Origin of the sequence: Ruegeria sp. 6PALISEP08, from assembly GCF_001238295.1 — a bacterium.
Lineage (GTDB): Bacteria > Pseudomonadota > Alphaproteobacteria > Rhodobacterales > Rhodobacteraceae > Ruegeria.
This window is the reverse complement of sequence record NZ_LGXZ01000013.1, coordinates 38799-56553: the sequence shown is the minus strand read 5'-3', so window position 1 is coordinate 56553 and position 17755 is coordinate 38799. Positions and strand designations below refer to the sequence as shown.

Annotated in this window: 14 protein-coding genes; 10 read left to right on the top strand and 4 right to left on the bottom strand. The window is 55.7% G+C overall.

Annotated features, from left to right (window positions below; genetic code table 11):
• Nucleotides 1–1674: an acetolactate synthase large subunit gene (locus ALB80_RS17475; protein WP_050605379.1), complete on the top strand. Its 1674-nt coding sequence runs from the start codon at nt 1–3 to the stop codon at nt 1672–1674.
• Complete coding sequence (locus ALB80_RS17470; RefSeq protein ID WP_050605378.1) at nt 1671–3056, top strand: aldehyde dehydrogenase family protein; 1386 nt, start codon at nt 1671–1673, stop codon at nt 3054–3056. Before ALB80_RS17475 ends, ALB80_RS17470 begins: the two co-directional genes overlap by 4 nt.
• Before the next feature lie 341 nt (nt 3057–3397).
• On the opposite strand, the gene ALB80_RS17465 is transcribed toward ALB80_RS17470, so the two are convergent.
• Together ALB80_RS17465 and ALB80_RS17460 are read right to left on the bottom strand one after the other, a co-directional pair.
• The gene (locus ALB80_RS17465; RefSeq protein WP_050605377.1) at nt 3398–4525 is read right to left on the bottom strand and encodes an amidohydrolase; all 1128 of its coding nucleotides are present in this window, start codon (nt 4523–4525) and stop codon (nt 3398–3400) included.
• Entirely contained in the window at nt 4518–5537 is a 1020-nt protein-coding gene (locus tag ALB80_RS17460; RefSeq protein WP_253276906.1) for a pyridoxal-phosphate dependent enzyme, read from the bottom strand. Before ALB80_RS17460 ends, ALB80_RS17465 begins: the two co-directional genes overlap by 8 nt.
• Nucleotides 5538–5618: 81 nt before the next feature.
• Between ALB80_RS17460 and ALB80_RS17455 the strand changes: the two genes are divergently transcribed.
• Entirely contained in the window at nt 5619–6083 is a 465-nt protein-coding gene (locus tag ALB80_RS17455; RefSeq protein WP_050605376.1) for an Lrp/AsnC family transcriptional regulator, read from the top strand.
• A 461-nt stretch (nt 6084–6544) separates the two neighbouring features.
• On the opposite strand, the gene ALB80_RS17450 is transcribed toward ALB80_RS17455, so the two are convergent.
• Nucleotides 6545–7186: a TetR family transcriptional regulator C-terminal domain-containing protein gene (locus tag ALB80_RS17450; protein WP_050605375.1), complete on the bottom strand. Its 642-nt coding sequence runs from the start codon at nt 7184–7186 to the stop codon at nt 6545–6547.
• Between the two features lie 190 nt (nt 7187–7376).
• Between ALB80_RS17450 and ALB80_RS17445 the strand changes: the two genes are divergently transcribed.
• From ALB80_RS17445 to ALB80_RS17415, 7 genes are all read left to right on the top strand, one after another.
• Entirely contained in the window at nt 7377–8240 is an 864-nt protein-coding gene (locus ALB80_RS17445) for an ABC transporter permease (protein WP_050605442.1), read from the top strand.
• A complete protein-coding gene (locus ALB80_RS17440) occupies nt 8237–9031 on the top strand; it encodes an ABC transporter permease (protein WP_050605374.1) in 795 nt (264 codons plus the stop codon). Before ALB80_RS17445 ends, ALB80_RS17440 begins: the two co-directional genes overlap by 4 nt.
• Nucleotides 9032–9051: 20 nt before the next feature.
• Nucleotides 9052–10167 carry an ABC transporter ATP-binding protein gene (locus ALB80_RS17435; protein ID WP_050605373.1) on the top strand — a complete coding sequence of 372 codons (1116 nt, stop codon included), beginning with the start codon at nt 9052–9054 and terminating at the stop codon, nt 10165–10167.
• Nucleotides 10164–11219 carry an extracellular solute-binding protein gene (locus ALB80_RS17430; protein WP_050605372.1) on the top strand — a complete coding sequence of 352 codons (1056 nt, stop codon included), beginning with the start codon at nt 10164–10166 and terminating at the stop codon, nt 11217–11219. The genes ALB80_RS17435 and ALB80_RS17430 overlap by 4 nt, the downstream gene beginning before the upstream one ends.
• A gap of 95 nt (nt 11220–11314) precedes the next feature.
• On the top strand, nt 11315–13381 hold the full coding sequence (locus tag ALB80_RS17425) for an FAD-dependent oxidoreductase (RefSeq protein WP_083445345.1): 2067 nt from the start codon (nt 11315–11317) through the stop codon (nt 13379–13381).
• Between the two features lie 8 nt (nt 13382–13389).
• Nucleotides 13390–14589, top strand: a complete 1200-nt coding sequence (locus tag ALB80_RS17420; protein WP_050605371.1) for an aromatic ring-hydroxylating dioxygenase subunit alpha — start codon at nt 13390–13392, stop codon at nt 14587–14589.
• A gap of 25 nt (nt 14590–14614) precedes the next feature.
• Nucleotides 14615–16183 (top strand): trimethylamine methyltransferase family protein, encoded by a 1569-nt coding sequence (locus ALB80_RS17415; RefSeq protein ID WP_050605370.1) that lies wholly within the window; start codon nt 14615–14617, stop codon nt 16181–16183.
• 64 nt (nt 16184–16247) lie between these two features.
• Here the strand turns inward: ALB80_RS17415 and ALB80_RS17410 are convergent, their stop codons facing one another.
• Nucleotides 16248–17642 carry an aminotransferase gene (locus ALB80_RS17410; protein ID WP_050605440.1) on the bottom strand — a complete coding sequence of 465 codons (1395 nt, stop codon included), beginning with the start codon at nt 17640–17642 and terminating at the stop codon, nt 16248–16250.
• Nucleotides 17643–17755 lie beyond the last annotated feature (113 nt).

Genomic DNA, 17755 nt, shown 5'->3' with positions numbered 1-17755 from the left:
ATGTCAGCTTCTATCCCAACCGCATCATCGCCCACCAAAGCCTCGGATTTGCTGGTCGCAGCACTCGAGGCTGAAGGTGTCGAATACATCTTTGCTGTACCGGGTGAAGAAAACCTCGATCTTCTGGAATCGCTCAGACCCTCCAGTATCGAGCTGGTTTTGACCCGGCATGAACAGGGCGCGGCCTTCATGGCGGCCACCTACGGCCGATTGACCGGTAAGGCGGGGGTCTGCATGGCAACGCTTGGTCCAGGCGCAACCAATTTTGCCACTCCGGCGGCCTATGCCCATCTGGGTGGCATGCCGCTGATCATGATTACCGGACAAAAGCCGATTAAGAAATCGAAACAAGGCCAATTCCAGATCATTGACGTGGTGGGTCTGTTTGCGCCGATCTGCAAGATGTCCAAGCAGATCGTGCATGGAAACACCATCCCCTCTCTGATCCGTGAGGCGTTCCGTGTCGCGCAAGAGGAACGCCCCGGCGCTGTCCTGCTGGAACTGCCCGAGGACATTGCCGCCGAAGATACTTCGGAACCGGTTCTGAAACCGCATCCGCGCCACTATGCCGTGGCTGGTGACACGGTGTTGAACGAAGCAGCCGACATGATCCGTTCGGCAAAGATGCCTTTGCTGTTGTTGGGTGCGGGGGCCAACCGTAAACACGCGCGCAGCGCGCTCAGCCAGTTCGTTCAACAGACGCAAATCCCATTCTTCAACACGCAGATGGGCAAGGGAGTGGTGGATGAACGTTCCGATCTGTTCCTCGGCACCGCGGCGCTATCTGACGGGGACTACCTGCATTGTGCCATTGAGCGTGCCGATCTGATCATCAATGTCGGGCATGACGTCGTCGAAAAGCCCCCCTTCTTCATGGAAGAAGGCGGCACCAAAGTGATCCACGTGAACTATAAGGCCGCGCAAGTCGATCAGGTGTATTTCCCACAGGTCGAGGTGGTTGGGGATCTGACGCAATCCATTGCTCGGCTGGGTGATAAACTGGGTGGGCCGCTGGAGTTTGATCGCAGTTACTTCGAGCGCGTCAAAAAGGAAACAGATCTACATACCTCGGCAAGGGCCGATGATGCCCGGTTCCCGGTGATCCCGCAGCGCTTTGTGGCAGATACACGCAAAGTCATGGGAGATTGCGATATCATCGCGCTAGACAACGGCATCTACAAAATTTGGTACGCGCGCAACTATCAGGCCTATCAGCCCAATACGGTGCTGCTGGATAACGCGTTGGCGACAATGGGGGCCGGGCTGCCCTCGGCAATGATGGCCGCCAAGCTGTATCCCGACCGTCGCGTCATGGCGATCTGCGGCGATGGTGGGTTCATGATGAACAGCCAAGAGATTGAAACTGCGGTGCGGCTGGGCTTGAATCTGGTCGTGACGGTGCTGAACGACAGCTCATACGGCATGATCCGCTGGAAGCAGTCCCATGCAGGTTTCGACGATTGGGGGCTGGAGTTCAACAACCCCGATTTCGTGCAATATGCAAACAGCTATGGCGCGACCGGCCACCGGGTTGAGCGCACCGAGGATCTGGTGCCGATTTTCGAGGCGGCCTTCGCCGCTGGCGGTGTGCACCTGATCGATCTGCCGGTCGATTACAGCGAAAACCAACGCGTGCTGATCGATGAGCTGGCCGCAAAGGTCTGCCTAATATGAGAAATGTTCTGGAGGTCGTGAATCCCTTTGATCTGATCAAAGTGGGCAGTGTAGAGCTAAGTGGATGGAATGATGTCGACGCCATGCTGGATGTTGCCGGCGCTCTTTATCGTAATCGCGACGAATGGCTGCCAGCCTACAAAAGGATCGAAATCCTGAAGGAAACCGCCCGGCTGATGACTGGGCGTGCCGAAGAGTTGGCCTTGCTGATCGCCAGCGAGGGTGGCAAACCGCTGGTTGATGCCCGCGTCGAAGTCACGCGGGCCATCGATGGGGTCGAACTGTGCATTCACGAGATCGGTCAGATGGCGGGGCGAGAAATCCCGATGGACTTAACTCGGGCGGGGTCCGGCCGCATTGCGTTTACCCAGCGGGAACCCATCGGCGTGGTGGTCGCGGCCAGCGCGTTCAACCATCCGCTCAACCTGATCGTGCATCAGGTGGCCCCGGCTGTGGCCGCGGGGTGCCCGGTGATTGTAAAACCGGCGTTGGATACTCCTTTGTCCTGCAAGGTTTTCGTCGACATTCTGCATCAGGCGGGTCTGCCGCAAGACTGGTGCCGGTTCGCCGCCTGCCACAATGACGTGGCCGAACAAATGATCACCGATCCGCGCGTTGGGTTTTTCTCTTTCATCGGTTCAGCTCGGGTTGGCTGGATGCTGCGGTCGAAACTTGCGCCCGGCACGCGCTGTGCGTTGGAACATGGCGGCGCGGCCCCGGTGATCGTGGATGAAACCGCTGATATCGACGCGATGATCCCATTGTTAACCAAGGGCGGGTTCTATCATTCCGGGCAGGTTTGTGTTTCCGTTCAGCGCGTCTTTGCCCCCACAGCAATGGCCGCCGAGGTCGCGCAGAAACTGACTGATGCGGCCGCCGCGCTGAAGGTCGGAGACGCCCGCGATCCCAGCGTGGATTGCGGCCCCCTGATCCGTCCCGCCGAGGTCGACCGCGTCGAAGCCTGGGTGAATGAGGCCGTTCAGGCCGGGGCAACCGTGTTGACAGGTGGCAAACGACTTGGGCCGACAACTTATGCACCAACAGTCCTGCTGAACCCGCCTGCAGATGTGCGTGTTTCCACTGCCGAGATTTTCGGGCCGGTTGTTTGTGTTTATGGGTATGACAGTCTGGAAGATGCGTATTGCACCGCGAATGGTTTGCCTTTTGCGTTTCAGTCTGCGGTTTTCACCAAAAACCTCGATACCGCCATGCAGGCCATTCAGCGGCTGGATGCTACAGCGGTCATGGTGAACGATCATACCGCCTTCAGGGTTGACTGGATGCCATTCGCAGGTCGCCGTCAGTCTGGATATAATACGGGCGGTATCGGTTACACGATCCACGACATGACGCAAGACAAGATGGCCGTGATCCAGTTGTGAAGTGTTGGGCGGTGTAGTGATCCGCTAGATCTAACCTCTTTGCCTGGCAGTTCTTGAGGTGGATCTCAAACCAGCCATTCGAGAAATCGCAGCGAAAGCTAACTTTGCCCCGCGAGGCAGCCTTTCGTACTCGCTCCACAGAACGGCCATCGCTCAACCAGAGATCGCTTCACATATAACCGCTTCAGCGACGTTCGCGGATTGCCTCCGCCCCATCATGCCTCGATCTGTTGCTCAATGCAGAAAGTGAATCAGCGACTTGCGGCGAGATCAATCAAGAGTGTTTTCAACACAATCTGGACAAAGCTGACTTTCACCCGTGGCGTGCGAATGTCTGATATCTATCGTCTTACTTCACGAGCGAGCTGAACCCAAAACGCGATCCCGTGATCTATCGCGGCGTCGTTGAAATCGTAAGATGGGTTATGCAACGGCATCGCATGGCTGCCGCTCTCTCCATTTCCCATAAGGATGAAAGCACCGGGACGGTGCGTCAGAAATTCAGCGAAGTCCTCAGAAAACCCAACGCGGCCATACTCTTTGTCAACTGAACCAACTGCGCGGGCGGCGTTTGCCACTATCCGAGTTGCCTTGTCTTCATTCACCAAAGGCCGGAATGAGGTTGAGTACTCAAGTTCCGCTTCGGCCCCCTGCGCTGCGCAAAGTCCGTCAACGATTGCACGCATTCGAACCTGGATCTTTTCCGACACTTCGCTCGTAAACCCCCGGCAATCCCCTTTCAGAGTAACATTGCTTGGCACGATATTGCGTGCACCATCGGTGAGAAATTCGGTGACGGACACGACGGCGTGTTGGCTTGCCGGCAGTGACCGCGAGACAATGGATTGGAGGTGCATCACGATCGCAGAGCCAACGACGATGGGATCAATCCCCTTGTCGGGCATGGAAGCATGCCCACCACGCCCTTTTATCCTGATCTCGAAATTGTCTTCGAAAGCACAGAACGGTCCGGCCTGTGTGGCGAAGTGACCAAGGGCCATCCCTGGCATGTTATGTAGGCCATAAACTTCGGACATAAAGAACCGCTCGAACAGCCCATCTTCAATCATGGCCGCCGCGCCGTTGCCGGTTTCTTCGTCAGGCTGAAAGATGAAGTGGATCGTACGGTCCAGGGACGTGTCCGCAGCGAGTTTCAGGGCAGCGCCGAGCAGCATGGTGCTATGCCCGTCATGGCCGCAGCCGTGAAATTTACCGGGACATGTCGAGCGATGATCGAAGCCATTTGCTTCTTTAATTGGCAGCGCGTCCATGTCCGCTCGGAAGCCAATTGCACTGTCGCCTGGGCCCCGCTTCAAGGTTGCAACGAGGCCCGAACGTCCCACGCCTCGCACCACCTCAAGGCCCGCGCTTTCCAACTGTTCGGCAATCAAGCGCGGCGTGCGCTCCAGATCAAAACCCGTTTCGGGATGCGCGTGGAGGTCACGGCGAAAGGCAGTGAGATCAAGCAACGGAAACGCCTCCTTCGGAAAAAATAACCAAGGGCATCGGGACGTCTTCGCGCATCGCAGCGGCAAGGCCCGCTGCGCCGGACGGAGTGGTCGAGAACCCCAATTCATGCGCGTACGCTACGGCCTCTTCAGCCTGCACATCGCTGATCGTGACCCATTCGTTCGCGTGCTCATTGAGGATGTCTAGGGCCAACATGGAAGGTGTTTTGCAATCAAGTCTTCCCATATTGGACACGGGACCTTCAACTGTGACGATCTTGCCTGCTTGGGCGCTATTGCACAGGCAAGGCGCGGCGTCAGGCTCTACAACGATGATCCTTGGTTGAACCGTCCAGGTTGTTCGGATCATGTAGGCTATCGCTGCCGCCAGCCCACCGACTCCTGCTTGTAGATAGACATCGCTCGGCCACTGACCCGACGTCTCAATGGATGTGCGCATCTCTTCGGCAATTACGGTGTAGCCTTCCATCACCAGCCGGGGCGGCTCGGTGTATCCGGGCCAGGACCCGTCGGCGAGATGAATAGCCTCGTTGTTTTTTGCATCAGTAATTGCGGCCTGAACGCTGGCCTCATAGTCCTCGCCAGAGCGGACCACCTCGGCACCGTTGTCGCGCAAACGACGGGCAAAGTCTTCCGGCACTGTTTGAGACAGATGTATGCGGGCCTTCGATCCAAAGAGCCGCGCCCCGGCAGCGACTGCGAGACCATGATTACCCGCACTGGCACAGACGAAGGTCATGGTTCGGGCAACGTTACGAACAGCCGCATCCAAAAAGCTTTGCGGATTGAGAGAAACACCGCATTGGCCTTCTATGAGTTTGGCAACGGCGTAGACCCCGCCAAGTGCCTTGAAAGCGCCAAGCCCCATCCGATCAGTTTCGTCCTTGATCATCAGGGAGCGACAGTTGAACTCCCGCACTTCGAGAGGCGAAGCCTGATAGGCAGGGCAAGCTTCGAGCAAGGCGAGCGGTTTGGTCACGTCGAGTTTCGCAAAATCTTTCATGGTCGTCATACTAGAGCGTCAAGGCTATACATATCGGTCAATTTTTACCAATATTCGGAAAAATTTCTCACAAAGGCGGTTTTCTTGACCATGAAGCTGGACTCCCTCGACCGCAAACTCCTCGAACTGGCGCAAATCGATGCACGCATGGGCCTCGAAGCATTGGCCTCAGAAACCGGGCTCTCTGTCGCCTCCGTACAACGGCGGCTCAAAGCATTGAAAGCTTCTGGAACGATCACTTCAGAGGTCGCCGTCGTTGACCCACGGAAGGCAGGCGTAGCGATGCGCTTCGTCGTAATGGTGGAACTGGAACGTGAGCGTCAAGACCAGATAGACGCCTTCGCGAGACAGGTGCAGGCAGAGCCAAGAGTCCAACAGTGCTACTACATCACGGGAGATGCCGATTTCTGCTTGATCTGCACCGCGAGGGACATGGATGATTTCGAACACCTCACCAAACGCCTGTTCTTTGACAACTCGAACGTCCGACGGTTTAGAACATCGGTCGTCATGCGGCCTCACAAAGTTGGGCTGGGTGTGCCTATGTTGGGCTGAGCTCTAATTGCTCTGAAAGCCCCGGAATGCCGTCATTCACCGCTGAGCAGAAACAAGGATTTTGGGCTCGCCGCCGCCATTCTCTGCGGATCGCATGGAACGGTGGCAGGAGCCCCAAGCGGATGAGGTGGGTGGCTCCTGCTCCACCGGCATCGATGTGGAAGCTATGATGAAAGAGGAGTGGTGCACCAGCCGTGCATCGCACCAGACAGGGGACATTGGTGCGCCGCGCGGCATCGGTCAATATTGGGCTCGTAGATGAGCAGATGACTCAATCAAAGATCGCTTCACATAACCCCTATACCGCGACGTTCGCACTTTGTTGCTGCGTCATCCATCAACTTTGGGCTTCGAATTGCCGTTTGCTCAATTGAACTTTTTTGCGTCCTTACCAAGCTGTCATCGTAGTGATGGAGATTATCCTGCTCTAAAGTGGCCAGATAGGAATTTTGTCGCAAATTTCATTCAAGTAACTGTGCGCCGCTGAGGTCAAAGTGTTTGGGGAACATTGTACTCAGAAAACGGAAAACAATTCTAATTGCCTCGTTACGATCAAAAGAGTCCGGGTGGAGTAGGTAATCGGTCCACATACCTTCCAACATGGCGAGTGTGCCGTGCGTAGCGTCCCGTGCAACCTGATTGGGGTTTTCGATTTCAGCTTCCTTTGCAATTCGCGCAAACGCGTTGAAGACCAGGTTCCGAAGCTTTGCGTCGCGTGTGTCTGAAAAGGCCGCGATAGCGGCTCGGTTTCTGGCCTCACCGCGAAATGCGTACCAAATGGAGACATTCTTCTTGTTAAGGATGGCTTCGCTCAAATCCCCCCGAACTATCATCTCAATATGTTCCTGGCCTGTTTGTCCGGTCGTCTCCAGCAAGGCATAGATGCCGTTGTAATATTGCTCGGACGAGTAGCGGGCGGCTTCGTCAACCAAATTGTCCTTGCCGCCGAAATGAAGGTGAATCATGCCGCGGGACAACTCGGCGCGCTGAATGATTTCGCTGACGGATGTCTCTGAAATCCCTTTCTCTGCGACCGAGTCGAGTACTGCCTGGATCAGGGATAGTCGATTTTGTTCGCGAATTTCTTGGCGTCTTCCAGTCATTAGATCAAGCAATTCTGTTTGTTTCCAGCCTCTTGCGCTGCCTTCTAGCGGATTTTGCGAAATTGGCCAGCACCGGTTGTGAAAATATCAGTTGACACAGCTAGCCTGAAAATTCCAGATTTAAATGGACGATTGTCCATTTTGTGATGACTGTCGTCGCGCCACCAAAAGCAAAGTTCTGCAGGGAAGCATGGCTGGAGTCTTACGAAGTGACACGGGCAAGGGCCTAATACTGAGCGCGCCTGCGACGCTCTATGTCGGTCTGCTTGTTGCTGTGCCGCTGTGCATTCTGGTCGCATACAGCTTTTGGACCCAGACATATGTCGAGATTGACCGAACACTTACGTGGGCGAATTACCAAGAGGCGTTCACTGACCCCTTGGTTCGTCATTTGATAATCAGATCGGTGGCGATTGCGGGGGCGGTGACACTGGCAACGGTTTGTCTGGCCTATCCGGTCGCCTATTTCATCGCATTTCGGACAAAAAAGAAGACCCTTTGGCTGTTGCTGATCACCATTCCATTTTGGAGCAGCTACCTGTTGCGGGTGTTCAGCTGGAAGCTGATCCTTGGCTTCAATGGAGTGATGAACTCTGCTTTGATATCGCTAGGACTGATACAGGAACCTCTGACATTCCTGCTCTACAACGAGTTCGCCGTTGTACTAACGCTTGCGCACGCCTGGGCGCCATTTGCGATCCTGCCGATATATGTGTCGCTGCAAAAGATCGATCGTAGCCTGTTGGAGGCAGCAACCGACCTTGGCTGCAGCAAGCTCGAGAGGTTTGTCCGCGTGACTTTACCTCTGACAGTGCCGGGGATCATTGCGGCCTGTCTGATCATTTTCATCCCTACAGTGGGCGACTACGTGACACCGGCTTTGGTTGGTGGGTCGCAGGGTAAAATGGTTGCCAACCTCATTCAGGTGCAATTTGGTGCCGCTAATAACTGGCCGTTGGGTGCAACACTGTCTCTGCTGGCCATGCTTTCGGTCGCTTGTGTCGCAATCTTGTTTGTGGTGGCCGTCACCGCTCTGGGGCGGAGGATCAGATGACCAAGGCTTTTCGGATCCCATGGTTGCTGGTTTATGTGATCGCCTATCTGGTGTTTCTCTACCTGCCGGTTTTGCTTTTGCCGTTGTTTTCGTTCAACGACGGAACCATCGTGGCCTTCCCGCTAAAAGGGTTCACGTTGAAATGGTATGCACAGTTGGGTCAGCAGGACACGCTGCTGCAGGCGATGGTGAACTCTTTGATCGTCGGCAGCGTGACTGCCCTGATGGCAACGTCTTTAGGTCTGTTCGCAGCGCGCGCCTATGTTCGTTACCGATTCACCGGGCGCGAGTTGTCTGAGGGCCTCGTGATGCTTCCGCTAGTCATCCCCGGCATCATCGTTGCCAGTTCGATGCTGGTTCTTTTCATCAGCGTCGGACTGAAGCCATCGCTGACGACAGTGATCCTTGGGCATGTGTTCGTGGCGCTGCCCTTTTCCGTGTCGATCATGAAGTCCGCCTTTGACGATTTCGATCAGTCTCTGGAAGAAGCCGCCTTTGACCTTGGCGAAAGCGTTGTGGGAACGTTTCGGCGCGTCACTCTGCCCATTGTTGCGCCGGGCATCGTCGCGAGCCTTCTGGTCACATTCACCGTGTCCTTTGACGAGTTCGTGCTGGCCTTCTTCCTGTCCGGCAACAGCCCGACGCTGCCGGTCTATATCTGGAGCCAGATCCGCTTCCCGGCAAAATTGCCTAACACGCTGGCACTAGGATCGCTGCTTTTGATGTCCTCGGTCCTGCTTCTGTTGATCGCCGAATATTTCCGCCGCCGTTCCACCCAATCCTCGGATTGAAGCCAAAGGAAACGAACAAGATGAGCGAACAGATCATCATTGAAATTCAGGGCGTTGAAAAACGCTTTGGCTCCTTTGTGGCTGTATCCGATCTGAACCTGACCTTGAAAGAGGGTGAGTTCTTTTCGCTGCTTGGGCCTTCAGGCTGCGGAAAGACAACAGCTTTGCGCATCATTGCTGGCTTTCAGGATCACGAAGAGGGTGAAGTCCGGATTGACGGTCGGACGATGGGAGAGGTGCCTGCCAATAAGCGGCCCACCAATATGGTGTTCCAAAGTTATGCGATCTTTCCGCACCTGAATGTGGGTGACAACGTTGGGTTCGGATTGCGCAAGTCAAAGCTATCACGCAAGGAAATCAAGGACCGCGTTGCCGAAGCTCTCGAGATGGTGGAGCTCGGCGGCTTGCAGGATCGCAAGGCCAATGAGTTGTCGGGCGGTCAGCGTCAGCGCGTGGCTCTCGCCCGCGCGCTGGTCATGCGGCCGAAGGTGCTGTTGTTGGATGAGCCACTTTCCGCGCTGGACAAGAACCTGCGTGAAGCGATGCAGCTAGAAATGCGCCGTCTGCAGCAAAAGCTTGGCATTACCTTCGTCATGGTCACGCATGATCAGTACGAGGCGATGACCATGTCTGACCGGATCGGCGTAATGTTCGCCGGCCAGCTGAAACAGGTCGACAAGCCCGAGGTTCTGTATTCCCAACCCTGCAACCGGGAAGTGGCTTCTTTCATTGGCGGAATGAACTTTCTGGATGCCGAGGTAATGGCTGAGAATTCTGAAACGCTGGAGGTTACTGTTCAGGGGTTCGGGCAGATGACGATCGGGGTGAATCCAAACGTTCAGGTGCATGACAAGGAACTGCTGGTCGGCGTTCGGCCCGAGCAATTGGAGATCAGCGCAGAAAAGCCAGAAGGCTACGACGCTTGTGTTCAGGGCGAGGTGTCGGACGTCGCCTTTTATGGTGAGAGCGTCCACTACTATGTGCGCATCGACGGACTGCCCGAAAGCATCGCCGTCGCAGTGCCGAACTACTTTCACACAGTCGATCACAGCCGCGGGGATACCGTCTGGCTTGGCGCTCAAAGCGCCTCGGTGATTGATCTGGGTAAACGTGAAACTTTGGGAGGAGACAAATGACTAAAACATCATCACTTATGGCAGCGGTGGTTGCCACCTTTGCTGCCAGCCAAGCTCTGGCCAATGCGGCTGATCTAACCGTTTTTGACTGGTCCGGATATGAGGATCAGGGCTTTTTCGGCGACTATGTCGAAAAGTATGGCGGTCCGCCCAGCTACACCTATTTCGGTAGCGTAGACGAAGCGTTCACCAAGCTTCAATCCGGATTTGAAGCTGATCTGGCCCACCCCTGCACGGACGCCCTGAGAAAATGGGTGGCGGCGGACATGATCAATCCGATCGACACCAGCAAGCTGGAGAACTGGGACAAACTGATGCCCAAGATCAAAGAGGTCGATGGCATCACGATCGACGGGCAGACCTACATGGTGCCGTTTGAGTGGGGCAATACCGGCCTGATCTACCGCACGGATATGATTTCGGCGGATGATGTTTCGTTGCAACTGCTGGCGAATCCCGCCTACCAGGGCAAGGTTGCCATCCCAGACGCCGCCTCCAGTGCCTTTGCCATGGCGGCGCTGGCAACCGGTGCCTCCAGCTATACCGATATGAGCGACGAGGAATTCCAGAAAGCGGCGGACTACTTGCGCGCGATTCATCCGAATGTGCGCTTCTACTGGTCAGACGCGGGCCAGCTGGATCAAGCTATTGCCAGTGGAGAAGTGACAATGGGTTGGGGTTGGAACCAATCGGAACTGAACTTGATCTGGAACGAAACCCCGGCTGTCATGATGCGTGATGTTGACAAGGGCATCGCAACCTGGGTCTGCGGTTATGTGCATCTGAAATCTGCCAAGCAGTCGGATGAACAGGTATATGACATGCTGAACGCACTCAGCTCTGCCGCCAGCGGCAAGTACATCATCGAAAGCTGGGGTTACGCCCATGCCAACGAGGACGCGTTCGCCCAAGCTGATCCGGAACTGATCGATACCTATGGGTTCTCGGACGTGGACAGCTTCTTTGAAGGCAGCCTGTTCTTTGATGCGGTTAACCCCGAGCTGGAATCCAAGATGCTGAAGGAGTTCGAACGCATCAAGGCGGGCTTCTAAGGGCACCTCAGCGACACAACGGGGGAATGTCGGGAACTTAAAAAACCCTGCCATTCCCACGAAACTTTTTCCGATTTTCTGGAGGATGCGCGGTAATGTCAGGCGCTGGCGGATATTCTGTTCTCTTCGAGCCGGTTCAGATTGGGCCAGTGACGGCCCGAAACCGGTTCTATCAGGTTCCCCACTGTAACGGTCTGGGGCACTTAAGACCGCAGGCAGAAGCCGCCATGCGGGCGATGAAGGCCGAAGGTGGTTGGGCTGTTGTGTCCAATCAAGAGACAGAAATACACCCGACTTCAGACCTGTCTCCTTATGCCGAGAACCGGCTGTGGGACGAGCGGGATATTCCGGCGCTGCGCCTAATGACAGAGGCAGTGCATAGCAAGGGGTCTTTAGCGGCGATTGAACTGGCGCATAACGGTCACCATGCGCAAAACCACCTGAGCCGAGCCCCCTTGCTGGCCCCGTCAGAGCTCGCCTTGCAGGCCGCATATCCAAAGCAGGCTCGGGCGATGGACAAGTCAGACATTCGCGAGTTCCGCAAATGGCACCGCGCCGCGGCGCGACGTTCGCGCGAGGCTGGTTTTGATATTGTGTATGTTTATGCCGGGCATCACATGACCTTGCCGCACCACTTTATGCTGCCGCAGTTCAATGATCGGACCGATGAATACGGCGGTTCGTTAGAGAACCGAGTGCGGCTTACCCGAGAACTTCTGGAAGAGACCAGAGAAGAAGTCGGAGATGAATGTGCAATAGCCCTTCGGTTTGCAGTCGATGAAATGCTCGGGCCGGACGGGATGCAGGCGCACGAAGAGGGACGTGCAGTTGTCGAACTGCTGGCAGAGCTGCCAGATCTATGGGACGTGAACGTCGCGGATTGGAGCAACGACTCTGCGACGACCCGGTTTGAGCCCCGGGACGGTTTTCAAACCTCATACATCGAATTCGTTAAACAAGTGACATCCAAGCCTGTTGTGGGCGTCGGGCGTCTGACTTCTCCGGATTTGATGGTGTCATTGGTCGGGAAGGGCATCCTTGACTTTATCGGCGCGGCACGACCATCCATCGCCGATCCCTTTCTTCCCAACAAGATCAGGGAAGGGCGCACCGAAGAAATCCGAGAATGCATCGGCTGTAATATCTGCGTTTCTTCCGATACTCTGGGTGTCCCTATCCGGTGCACCCAAAACCCGACGATGGGCGAAGAGTGGCGTCGGAAATGGCATCCTGAGGTCATAGAACGCCGGGGAAAAGAAGAATCTGCGCTCGTAGTTGGCAGTGGTCCCGCGGGGCTGGAATGCGCCATGCAGTTGGCTCGTCGGGGCTATGAGGTAACCCTTGCCGAAGCGAAGCAAGAGCTTGGCGGTCGCGTTTTGCAAGAATCCAGCCTGACCGGGCTATCCGCCTGGAAACGCGTGACCGATCACAGGATCTATGACCTGCAACAACGCGGGAATGTTCAACTGTTCACCGACAGCCGTCTTTCGGCAAATGAAGTTGTCGAACTGGGCATTCCGAACGTCTTTCTGGCAACTGGCGCATCATGGCGGCGGGATGGCCGAGGAAAATCTGCATTCCATGGCGTATCAATGGGCGTGGGCTCTCAGGTTTTTACTCCGGACGACATCATGTCAGGGGAAGTACCAGGGGACGGTCCGATTTTGGTCTACGATGATGATCAGGCCTATCTAGGCGGGGTGCTGGCGGATCACTTGGCTCAAGCCGGGCGGCAGGTCGTATTTGCAACCCCGGCCTCGATGGTCTCGCCCTTCACAGAGCTGACGTTGGAACAGACCAAAGTGCAACGCAGCCTGCTGGAAAAGGGCGTTCATCTGGCGTTGTCGCAGACCTTGGCCAGCTTTGCGCCAGGTCAGGCGAAATTGCACTGCGTCTACACTGGACGAGAACGATCCATTGAATGCAGTTCCGTTGTGTTGGTGACGCAACGAATGCGAGACACCACACTTTACGATGAGCTTTCCGGTTTGACTGCCAGTCCGCTGAATACGTTGGAATTGATCGGGGATGCTGCAAACCCAGGCTTGATTGCGGACGCTGTATACTCGGGTCACATGGCTGCCCGAAACTTCGAGCGCGATGCGGGCGATATCGACCGTGAATTTTTCCGCCGGGAACTCGTTTCCCTTGAACCTGTGTGAGGTGCGCTATGCCAAAAGATGACTTACAAGTAATGCGCGACTTGATGGAAGTACAGCGGGAAGGTTTCGCCTTGCCACGTCACTTCTATACATCTCAGGCAGTATACGAGAACGATATCAGTACGTTCTGGAACAACAACTGGATCTGGGTCGGCCATGTCAGTCAGGTCGCAGAACCCGGTGACTTTTTTCTGTTCGACTACGGGCCCGAGTCCGTGATCATTGTTCGGGATCGCGAGGGTGAAGTTCGCGCGCATCTGAACGTTTGCCGTCACCGAGGATCGCGTGTTTGCACTGAACAGAAAGGCAAGGCGCGCAATTTCATCTGTCCATATCACGCGTGGACCTTTGACTTGAACGGTAAACTGCGAAACGGGCGGTCCATGGGTTCGGATTTTGACCCGAGCCGATACGGGTTGTTCCCGGTTCAGGTAAAGATCTTCCAAGGTCTGATTTTTGTCTGCGTAGCAGAAGACGCCCCGCCGCTGGACGCTGCGTTGGAAAAGCTGGCCCCGCTTTCACGGCCTTTCGATTTCGAAAACCTGAAGGTCGCGCATGAGGCGTCATACCCGGTTCCTGCAAACTGGAAACTGGCTTTGGAGAATTATCTGGAATGCTATCACTGCGCTCCGTCCCATCAGGATTACTCACGCAGTCATTCCCTGAAAGACCCCGCTCAGGTTCTGGAGTTCAGCGGGGCACTTCATGAGCGGATGGAAGAAGCCGGAGTACCCACCGAAGAGCTTGACCTGACCGGTGAAAACGCGGTCGCACCGGGCGCAGATGTCTATTGGCGGCGCTACCCGCTCTTCCCGGGCTATTTGACAGGAAGCAAAGATGGCGTGCCGTTGGCTCCGCCTTTGGGAAAGCTAAAGGGCCATGACGGCGGCGCTACAGATTTAGGGATCGGGACGCTCAACTATTTCCTCGTCTACGCGGATCATGTGGTTGGGTATCGGTTCGTCCCGCGTGCTCTTCAAGAAACGGATATTCAGATCGTTTGGTACGTACGCGGCGACGCTGAAGAGGGTCGCGACTATGACAAGGATGCCCTGACGTGGCTCTGGCATGTGACGTCGCTCGATGACGAACGGATCATCCGACACAATCAGGAAGGCGTGAACTCTTACCGCTTCGAGCCGGGGCCGCTGTCCGAGATGGAATGGAGCATTCCCGGCTTCTATCGCAATTACTTCGGCATGATCTGAGACGCGCAAAATTCGGAGAAAGACTATGACAGAGTTAACGCAGCGCAGGTCAAGACGGCGCGGGGGCGGGCGTGAAGCACGAGCGGCAGTGCGAACCAGCAACGCCGCCTCGCAGGCAATCTGGCCCGGTATCCCGGGTGGGCGATACAAACCGCTGTCAGACGCCGATATGGTGCGCATTCACGAGGCTGCACTCACCATTCTGGAAAGAACTGGGGTAGGGGACCCCACGCCGGAAGCTCTTGATCTCGTGTTGCCCAAAGGGGCTACGGTGAACGAGCATGGCAGGCTGTGCTTTGCTCGGTCATTGATGGAAGACCTGTTGGTCACAGCGGCAAACGAGTTCTACGTCCATGCGCGCGGATCGCGTGCTGGAAAGGACGACATGCACTGCACCAAGGACAAAGTGTATTACGCAAACTCCGGCACTGCGGTGACAACGTTCGACGCGGAAACGCGGAGTTACAGGCCATCAACCCTCAAGGACATCTACGACTTCACCCGTTTGGTGGACCGGCTCGACAACATTCACATGACGGGTGATACGGTTCTGGCAACGGATGTCCCGCAGGACTACGAGCATGACATGAGCATGCTCTACGCCATTCTGGCAGGTAGCGAGAAACCATCTTGCCTGACCTTCAGAACCCGCGAACACATTCAAGACGCGATCCATTTATTCGATCTGGCATCAGGCGGAGAGGGCAAGTTCCTTGAAAAGCCCTCGGTTATTTTTGGCGGCTGCCCCATCGTATCCCCGCTTCGGTTTGGACGGGAAAATCTGGAAATCCTGATCGATACGGCGAAAATGGGGCTTGTCTGCGATCTTGCCGTTCCGCCGCAAGCCGGGGCGACATCGCCTGCGCCGCTGGCCGGCACTTTGGCGCAAGCTGTGGCTGAGACGCTGTCGTGTGTCGCCATTGCCAATTTGATCAACCCGGGCACACCGGTGGTTTTCGCGGCCTGGCCCTTCATCACCGATCTGCGCACAGGATCGTTTACGGGCGGCAGTGGCGAGCAGGCGTTGATCTCGGCTGCGGCCATTCAGATGGGCAATTTCTACAACCTGCCGACCAGTGTCGGCTGTGGCATGACAGATTCCAAGATTCCCGATGCGCAATACGGTTTGGAAAAGGCGTTGACCTTCGCTTTAGCTGCCCATGCCGGGGCCAACAGGCTCTGTGAATTTGGCGGGATGCTTGGCAGCCTGATGGGCTGTAGCTTTGAGTCGATGGTCATCGATAACGAGGCTGCGGGCATGATCTCGCGAACGCTGCGGGGGATCGAGGTGAGCGACGATACGCTTTCGGTCGATGTTATCCACGAATGTGCAATTGATCCCGGTCACTTCCTCGGCAACGCGCAGACCTTGCAATACATGGAAACCGAGTTTGTCTATCCGACCCTGATGGACAGGGAACTGACCGATACCTGGGAGAAAGCCGGTCGTCAGGATATGTTCGAGCGGAGCCGGTCAGTAGTGGACGATATCCTATCCAATCATTACCCGAACTACTTTGGCATTAAGGTAGATGAAGAGGTTCGGTCAAAGTTCCCAATCAAACTGCCCCTTGAGGCGATGCGCGCTGGGTAAGTGCTGCGGAGCATAGGAAAGGCGTCGCAACGTGCAAGGTTGCGACGCAGCCTTGTTGCAATGCCTAGGTCCTGAACGCACCCTCGCGCGTCAGGTCGTCGGTCGCCAGCCGGATGCCTGTTTCAAGTATGTCAAACATCTGGTTCAACTCGTCTTCTGTGATGATCAGCGGTGGGGAAAACACACACATGTTGATGATCGGCCGCAAGATCAGTCCGTTCTCCTGACAATGCCTGTCAATCAGTGCACCGACGGATTTATCCAGGTCCAAAAGGTTGTCTGCCTGGGCGTCCGCAACGCATTCAACGCAACCAACCAGACCCATACCGCGGGCGTCACCTACCAGCGGCAGCTCTGCCAGGTTTTGAAGGCGCTCTTCGAATAGCGGTGTGATCGCGCGGACATGCTCCAGAACGCCGTCGCGTTCCATGATTTCGATCGTCTTCAACCCAGCTGCCGCGCTCACCGGATGGCCCGAATAGGTGAAGCCGTTTGAAAATGTTGCGTCCTGCGCGTTTTCACCGGTCACATCTGCAATCAGCCGGTCAGAGATGATGCAGGCCCCCATAGGTACATATCCAGACGTCATTCCTTTGGCACAGGTGATGATGTCCGGTTGAATCCCAAAGACGTCTTCGGACGCAAACCAATGGCCCAACCGACCGAACCCGGTTACGACCTCGTCTGAAATATATAGGACATCGTACTTCCGGCAGATTTCCAGGCAACGCTGATGATACCCCTGCGGAGGCACGATGACGCCTCCCGAACACAGGATCGGTTCAGCGATGAAAGCAGCCACCTTGTCTGCTCCGGTTTGCAGGATCATGTTCTCCAGATCCGCGATTTTTTCGTCCAGGAAATTTTCGACCGTCTGTCCGGGGCGACGTGCATACGGGTTCACGTTCGGAAGGAAACGCGTCAGGTGAGAGGCCTGGTCCAGCCATCCTTTGTCCCGCTCTTTTCCGGATACCGAGGCCGCCAGGTAAGTCGATCCGTGATAGGCCTTCTGCCGCGAAATCACGATTTTCTTTTCAGGTTTTCCCAGCAAGTTGTTGCGGAACTGGACGAAGCGAAGTGCACTGTCCACCGCCGTCGACCCGCCGGTCGTAAAGAACACATGGTTCAGGTCGCCTGGCGTTCTCTTGGCGATCTCGTACGCTAACCGAGCCGGAGCCGAATTTGCATTGTTGAAGGGAGAAAAATACGCCATCTCCCTTGCCTGTTGGGCCATCGCATCGGCAATCTCAGTGTTGCCATAGCCCAATTGAACGCACCACATGCCGGCAGGCCCGTCTATCAGGCGCTTTCCATCCTCTGTCACAACGTGAATGCCAAACCCGCTTTCTGCAAACGTCCGTTCATTTTCACCCTGACAAGACATCCCTTCCCACGGGTGCAGGAAGTGTTCGTTGTCCCAATCACGTATGGACTGAAAGCTTGAATTCAAAAGGGTCATTCGGCACCTTTGTGTAACATAAATCACAAAATGAACAATCATTCATTCAATGTCAATCCTTGGACTTTCATTCCACTAGATGCGAGAAGTCAGGAAGAGCACCCCAGCGAAGG